The organism is Modestobacter lacusdianchii (assembly GCF_054177765.1).
Window position 1 is genome coordinate 1 of sequence record NZ_JBJJTJ010000056.1, and the last position, 6,421, is coordinate 6,421.

Here is a 6,421-nt window from a genome sequence, read left to right on the forward strand (position 1 = left end):
TAACTCGCGGAGCGCGTTGTTCCACACCCCCCTGCCCCGATGGTGGGCGGGGTGGATGACGCCATCGTCACGGTGGTGGGGGGCGGAGCCCCGGCCCACCGCGACCGTGCGCACCCCGAGCGACAGCGCCTGCTCGGCCAGCAGGCCGATGTCACCGCCCCCGGCGGCGAGCCCGGTGACCCGCAACCGGTCGGGGTTCTGCCCGGCCACCGCGATCGCCTGCCGGCCTATCGACCCGGTGGAGCCCAGCACGGTGACCTCGCGCGGCTCGCTCATCTGCACTCCTCGCTGCGCTCGTCCCGGCGCGCCCGGTCCCGTGCCCGCCGGCGGTCATCCTCGCAAGACCCGCCCGGGCGGCCACCAGGTGTGCCGCGGACGGGCCTGTCATCATGAGGGGGTGAGCGACGCGACCGGCCGGGGACAGGGCCACCAGACCAGCGCCCAGGTGATCGAGCAGTCCGAGCGCGAGGAGGGCATCGCCCGCGCCGGTGCTGCTCCCGTGACGCACGAGTGGCCCGAGGACTGGGGCTGGCACGCCGAGGCGGGCAAGGTCGGCCGGATCACCGGCTGGGTGTTCGTCGTGGTCATGCTGACCTTCCTGGTGGGCAACCACGAGGGCCGCGTCGAGGACCTCTGGGTCCTGGGCTTCGCGCTCACCCTCGTGGTCATGCTGCTGTGGGACGTCCGCCGGCGGAAGAACGCCTGGCGCTCCCGCTGACCCGTCCCCCGCACCGCAGAGAGGCCCGCTCCCCCGACCGGGGAGCGGGCCTCTCTGCGGTCGGGGATCAGCCGGAGACGGCCACGCCGATCGCACTGCCGATCAGGTAGGTGGCACCGGCGGCCACGGCGCCGAACGCCAGCTGACGCAGCGCCGACCACCACCACGGCCGCGGCGTGAAGCGCGAGGAGAGCGCCCCGGCCGCCGCCAGACCGGCTCCGCCGCAGACCAGCGCGACCCACAGGCTGCTGTACCCGAACAGGAACGGCAGCAGCGGGACGACGGCGCCGACGGAGAAGGTGACGAACGAGGACACCGCGGCCACCCTCGGGGACGGCGTGTCCTCCGGGCTCAGCCCCATCTCGGCCACCACGTGCAGCCGCAGCGCCGTCTCCGGGTCACGGGAGAGCTGGACCGACACCTGCTCGGCGAGCTCGTCGTCCACCCCGCCACGGCGCAGCAGCGCGACCAGCTCCCGCCGCTCGCCCTCCGGGTTGCGCAGCAGCTCCCCGCGTTCCTTGGCGACCTCGAGGGCGAGCTGCTCGTTCTGGGTCGTCACCGACGTGTACTCACCCAGGGCCATCGAGATGGCACCGGCCACCAGGCTGGCCATCCCGGACAGGACGACGGTCTGCGCGGCGGCCCCGCCGGCGCCCACCCCCGCGACGAGCGCGGTGTTGGTGACCAGGCCGTCCATGGCACCGAAGACGGCGGCCCGCAGCCACCCGCCGGAGACGTCGGCGTGGCTGTGCTCGTGCAGCTCGACGTCGGTCACCGCGGTCAGCCCTGGTCCGACTCGGCTCCCAGTGCAACGCCGTCCTCGATGCCCGGCACCGGCACCGCGACGCTGGGCACGCCCTCGACCTGGTCCGCGGCGGCCAGCTGCCCGCAGGCCCCGTCGATGTCCGACCCGCGGGTGTCGCGCACCGTGGTGGGCACGCCGGCGGCGCGCAGCCGGGCGACGAACTCCCGCTGCGCGGGCAGCGGACTGGCGTCCCACTGGCTGCCCGGGGTCGGGTTCAGCGGGATCAGGTTGACGTGGGCGAGGCGCTTCGCCAGCAGCTTGCCGAGCAGGTCGGCCCGGAACGGCTGGTCGTTGACGTCCCGGATGAGCGCGTACTCGATCGAGTAGCGGCGGCCGGTGCGGCGGGCGTAGTCGTCGGCGGCACCGAGCACCTCGGCGACGTCCCAGCGGGTGTTGATCGGCACCAGGGTGTTGCGCAGTTCGTCGTCGGGGGCGTGCAGGCTGACCGCGAGGGTGACGTTGAGGCCCTCCTCGGTGAGCTTGCGGATCGCCGGGACGACCCCGACCGTCGAGACGGTCACCGACCGCTGGGACAGGCCCAGCCCGTGCGGCGCCGGGCTCAGCAGCGCGTCCAGGGTCTTGCGCACGCGGGCGTAGTTGGCCAGCGGTTCGCCCATGCCCATGAAGACCACGTTGGACAGCCGCCCCGGGCCCCCGGGGACGTCGCCGGCGGCCATGGCCGCGGCCGCGGCGACCGCCTGGCCGATGATCTCGGCGGCGGAGAGGTTGCGGGTCAGGCCGTTCTGGCCGGTGGCGCAGAACGGGCAGGCCATGCCGCAGCCGGCCTGGCTGGAGATGCAGACGGTGGCCCGGTCGGGGTAGCGCATCAGCACGCTCTCCACGAGGGCGCCGTCGTGCAGCCGCCACAGCGTCTTGCGGGTGCGGCCACCGTCGGCGGACTGGTGCCGCACCGGGGTCAGCAGCCCCGGGAGCAGCGCCGCGGCGAGGTCGTCGCGGGCGGCGGCCGGCAGGTCGGTCATCTGCGCCGGGTCGGTCACCCCCGCGTAGAAGTGCCGGCTCAGCTGGTCGGCTCGGAACGCCGGGTGGCCGAGCTCGGCGACCGCGGCCCTGGCCTCCTCACGGGTGAGGTCGGCCAGGTGGCGGGGCGGCTTGGTGCGGCGGGGGGCGTCGAAGACCAGGGGCAGGGCAGTCATGGCGACGTCCATGCTCCCACTCCGCGGGCGTCCGGGGTGGGCCGGCGAGGGTGAGATGGCTCCCCGGGGGGACGCGCGGTCAGCCCCGGGCGGCCTGCGCGGTCGAGGACGGCTGGACGCCGCTGGGCTGCGCGGTGGTCGTGAGCGGTGCCGACCCGGTGGTGGTGGCCGTCGGCGTCCCGGTGGGTGGGGCCGTGGTCGGAGGCGCGGTCGGCGGGGTGGTGGTCACCGGCGTGCTCGGGTCGCCGGGCACGGGAGCCGTCGGGTCGGTCGGCTGGGTGGGCCCGGGGTCGCTCGGGTCGGGGGCGCCCGGCGTCGGGGCGGTCGGCGTCGGGGTGGTCGGGTCGGGGTCGGTCGGTGCGCAGGCCGCGGAGAGGGCGACCGGGTCGGTGGTGTCCTCCTCCGGCTCCGGGGCCGGGGTGTCGCTCTCGGGTGCTCCGCCCTCCGGGCACTCCGGCTCGTCGGGCAGGTCGGCACCGGGCCCGCCGCCACCCGGCACGGGCACGGGAGCGGGCGCCGGCACCGGTGGGGGGACCACGACCGGCGCCGCGGCCACCGGTGCCGCCGTCGTCGGCTGCGGGGTGGGGACCGCCGCTCGCTGCCGGGCGGCCACGGTCTGCCGGGTGGCCGCCCGCGTGCGGGTGGTGGCCCGCGCGGGGCTGTCGACGACGGCCTCGACGGGGGCCTCCGCGACGGGCACCGGGGCCGGGGTCGGCTCTGTGGTCGGCGACTGCCCGGCGCGGACGATGGGCGTCCGGGTGGCGGGAGCCGGGGTCGCCCCCGCGTCCCGCTGGACCGCGGCCACCTCCGGCCGGTCGGCGCCGGAGAGCCCCGGCAGGGTGAACCCGGCGATGACCGCGGCGAGCAGCAGCACGGCCAGCGGCAGCAGCACCCGAGCCCGCCGCCGGACGGCCGGGGACGCCGTCCGCGCCGACGACGACTCGTCAGCAGACGGCACCGGGTCAGCAGACGGCACCGGGTCAGCAGACGGCACCGGGTCCGCCGACGGCACTGGGTCCGCCGACGGCACCGCGTCGGCAGGGCGGGCGCTGGTCGCGGGCGGCGCGGTGGTCACGGCCGGGCGGGTCGACGACCGCTGATCGGCCAACGCCTCCCCGGCCCGGATCGCCTCCTCCCAGGTGGCCAGCTGCGCAGCGGCCTGCTCCTCCGCCGCGCGCTGGGCGGCCAGCTCGGCCGCCTGCAGGTCGGCGAGCGCGGCCTCGAGCCGCGGCGGGAGCGGGCGTCGCGCAGTCGCCGGCGGGCCCGGGTCGCCGGTGGCCGGCTCGTCGTCCGGGTGGAGCGCCGCAGCAGCTGTCACGACGGTCGCCGGCTCGGCTGCCGCGCGGTCCCCTGCGGGCTCGGCGGCCAGGACGGTGCCCTGCGGCTCGCTCGGGGCGTCGTCCGGCTGCTCGGGCTGGGCGTCGTCCCGCCGAGCGGTCACGGCACCGCGCCCCGAGGGGACCGGGACACCGTGGACCTGAGCGACCGGGGCGTCCCGCGGCGCAGCCGCGACGTCCAGGTCGTGGGCGACCGGTTCGGCCGGGACGTCGGAGCCCTCTCCCACCGGGGCGCCGCGGTCCTGCGCCAGCGGGGCGTCGTCCGACGGTTCGGCCGGGGCGTGCGTGTGGGGAACGGCGTCGTCGGCCGGCTCCTCGGCCACCGGGAGCCGGGCCGCGCTGACCTCGGGCGACGGGGCGGCTGACGTCGAGGACTCGGGCGAGGCGGCCCACTGCGGGAGCCAGGCCTCGTCCCACGGGTCCTCGGCCGGCGCCGCCGGCTGGGCGTCCACCGCTGCCGGGGTCGCGTCCTGCGCGCCGACCGGTTCCTCGCCCGGGGTGCCGGGGTCACGCACGTCCTCCGACCTCATGACCCCTCCTCCCGGCCGGCCAGCCGTCCGACCACCGGTCGTGGTCGGGACGCGGCGGCCGAGCCCGAACGATCATGCTGACGCAGCGGTCTCCGGCGCGGCGGTAGGCGCGGCGTGACCGGAGCACCACACTGCGCTCAAGACCCGGGGGTCAGTTCGGCAGGTCTGCACCACTGAGGTGGGCGTGCTGGCGCACCCAGGCGTGCATCGCGATGCCGGCGGCGACCCCGGCGTTCAGCGACCGGGTCGAGCCGAACTGGGCGATCGACACGGTCACCACCGCGCCGTCCCGCGCGGCCGCGGTGAGGCCGGGCCCCTCCTGACCGAACAGCAGCAGCGACCGGCGGGGCAGGTCGGCGGTCTCCAGCGGGACGCTGCCGGGGCCGTTGTCGACCGCCACCACCGACAGGGACTCCTCGGCGGCGTGCGCCAGCAGCGCCGCGACGTCGGCGTGGTGCCGCAGGTGCTGGTAGCGGTCGGTGACCATCGCCCCGCGCCGGTTCCACCGGCGCCGGCCCACGACGTGCACCTCGGCGGCCAGGAAGGCGTTGGCGGTGCGGACGACGGTGCCGATGTTCAGGTCGTGCTCGAAGTTCTCGATCGCGACGTGGAAGGGGTGCCGGCGCCGGTCGAGGTCGGCGACGATCGCCTCGAGCGTCCAGTACCGGTAGCGGTCCACCACGTTGCGCCGGTCGCCCACGGCGAGCAGCTCGGGGTCGTACCGCTCGTCGGTGGGCCACGGGCCCGGCCAGGGGCCGACGCCCACCGACCCGCCCCACTCGGTCGGGCCGGTCTCCACTCCCTCGGTCATCGCCGGGGATGGTGTCACGCGGCCGTGACCGCGGGCCGACCTCACCACCGGTCGCCCACTGCGTGCCCCCGCGGCTAGACCGGGGCGACCACCGACAGGATCAGCCACGCCACCGCGGCCGAGGGCAGCAGCGAGTCCATCCGGTCCATGAGGCCGCCGTGCCCGGGCAGCAGGTCGCCCATGTCCTTGATGCCCAGGTCGCGCTTGATCAACGACTCCCCCAGGTCGCCCAGAGTGGCGGTGAGCGCGATCGCGACGCCGTACAGCACGCCGCCCCACCACGGACCGTGGAAGGTCAGCGTCACCAGCAGGGTGCCGATGAGCACGCAGGCCGTCACCGACCCGGCCAGCCCCTCCCAGGACTTCTTGGGGCTGATCGACCTGGCCAGCGGGTGCTTGCCGAACAGCACCCCGGCGGCGAAGCCGCCGACGTCGCTGCACACCACCGTCGCGATGAAGGCGAGCACCCGGGCGACCCCGTCGTCCGGCACCAGCAGCAGCACCGCGAAGCCGGCGAGCAGCGGCACGTACAAGGCGACGAAGACGGCCGCGGAGGCATCGCGCAGGTAGCCGACCGGGCCGTCGCCCAGCCGCCACAACAGCACCGCGACCACGGTCAGCAGGAAGCCGACCACCAGTCCCGACGGGCCGCGGGTCCAGGCCAGCGTCAGCATGGCCACCGCACCCACGACCACCGGCGTGCGGGGCGGTCGGTGCCCGCCCTTCACCAGCGCACCGCTGAGCTCCACCACGCTGATCAGCACGGCGGCGCCCAGCACCGCCAGGAACGACGGCCGCCAGACCAGCAGGGTCGCGATGATCACCGCACCCAGACCGAGCCCGACCCCGATCGCGGCAGCCATGTCGCGCCCGGCCCGCCCGGTGGCCCGGGGGGCGCCGCTGGGGGTGTCCTGCGGCGGCTCACCGGTGGCCTCGGCCCCGGGCGCGTCCGGCACGGCGGTCATCGGGGGCGCGTCGGGGGGGGCGGGGGCGGCGGGGCGCCGCGCCCCCCCGGGCCCGCCCGCGGGCGCCTCCCCCCCCCCCAGCCCGGCGCCGCCGCCCCCGG

The 6,421-nt window shown here is 76.8% G+C and carries 6 protein-coding genes and 1 pseudogene; 1 reads left to right on the plus strand and 6 read right to left on the minus strand.

Annotated elements, in window-relative coordinates:
- Positions 1 to 276, minus strand: a pseudogene (locus ACJTNH_RS20615) (1-deoxy-D-xylulose-5-phosphate reductoisomerase); the annotation flags it as partial.
- 121 nt (positions 277 to 397) lie between these two features.
- On the opposite strand from ACJTNH_RS20615, the gene ACJTNH_RS20620 reads away from it, so the two are divergent.
- The gene (locus tag ACJTNH_RS20620) at positions 398 to 718 is read left to right on the plus strand and encodes a DUF2631 domain-containing protein (protein ID WP_458179126.1); all 321 of its coding nucleotides are present in this window, start codon (positions 398 to 400) and stop codon (positions 716 to 718) included.
- A gap of 67 nt (positions 719 to 785) precedes the next feature.
- Here the strand turns inward: ACJTNH_RS20620 and ACJTNH_RS20625 are convergent, their stop codons facing one another.
- The 5 genes from ACJTNH_RS20625 to ACJTNH_RS20645 all read right to left on the minus strand — a co-directional run bounded on the left by ACJTNH_RS20625 (position 786) and on the right by ACJTNH_RS20645 (position 6,320).
- Positions 786 to 1,493, minus strand: coding sequence for a VIT1/CCC1 transporter family protein (locus ACJTNH_RS20625; protein WP_458179128.1), 708 nt, complete (start codon positions 1,491 to 1,493; stop codon positions 786 to 788).
- Positions 1,494 to 1,498: 5 nt separating this feature from the next.
- Positions 1,499 to 2,677: a 23S rRNA (adenine(2503)-C(2))-methyltransferase RlmN gene (rlmN, locus tag ACJTNH_RS20630; RefSeq protein WP_458179130.1), complete on the minus strand. Its 1,179-nt coding sequence runs from the start codon at positions 2,675 to 2,677 to the stop codon at positions 1,499 to 1,501.
- A gap of 79 nt (positions 2,678 to 2,756) precedes the next feature.
- On the minus strand, positions 2,757 to 4,544 hold the full coding sequence (locus ACJTNH_RS20635; RefSeq protein ID WP_458179131.1) for a hypothetical protein: 1,788 nt from the start codon (positions 4,542 to 4,544) through the stop codon (positions 2,757 to 2,759).
- A gap of 151 nt (positions 4,545 to 4,695) precedes the next feature.
- Positions 4,696 to 5,355 carry a TrmH family RNA methyltransferase gene (locus ACJTNH_RS20640; RefSeq protein ID WP_458179133.1) on the minus strand — a complete coding sequence of 220 codons (660 nt, stop codon included), beginning with the start codon at positions 5,353 to 5,355 and terminating at the stop codon, positions 4,696 to 4,698.
- Between the two features lie 74 nt (positions 5,356 to 5,429).
- Positions 5,430 to 6,320 carry a phosphatidate cytidylyltransferase gene (locus ACJTNH_RS20645; protein WP_458179135.1) on the minus strand — a complete coding sequence of 297 codons (891 nt, stop codon included), beginning with the start codon at positions 6,318 to 6,320 and terminating at the stop codon, positions 5,430 to 5,432.
- Positions 6,321 to 6,421 lie beyond the last annotated feature (101 nt).

Excerpts from the sequence above, each read along its gene's own strand:
- rlmN (WP_458179130.1), bottom strand. The coding sequence starts at position 2,677 with ATGACTGCCCTGCCCCTGGTCTTCGACGCCCCCCGCCGCACCAAGCCG.
- ACJTNH_RS20635 (WP_458179131.1), bottom strand. The coding sequence starts at position 4,544 with ATGAGGTCGGAGGACGTGCGTGACCCCGGCACCCCGGGCGAGGAACCG.
- ACJTNH_RS20640 (WP_458179133.1), bottom strand. The coding sequence starts at position 5,355 with ATGACCGAGGGAGTGGAGACCGGCCCGACCGAGTGGGGCGGGTCGGTG.
- ACJTNH_RS20645 (WP_458179135.1), bottom strand. The coding sequence starts at position 6,320 with ATGACCGCCGTGCCGGACGCGCCCGGGGCCGAGGCCACCGGTGAGCCG.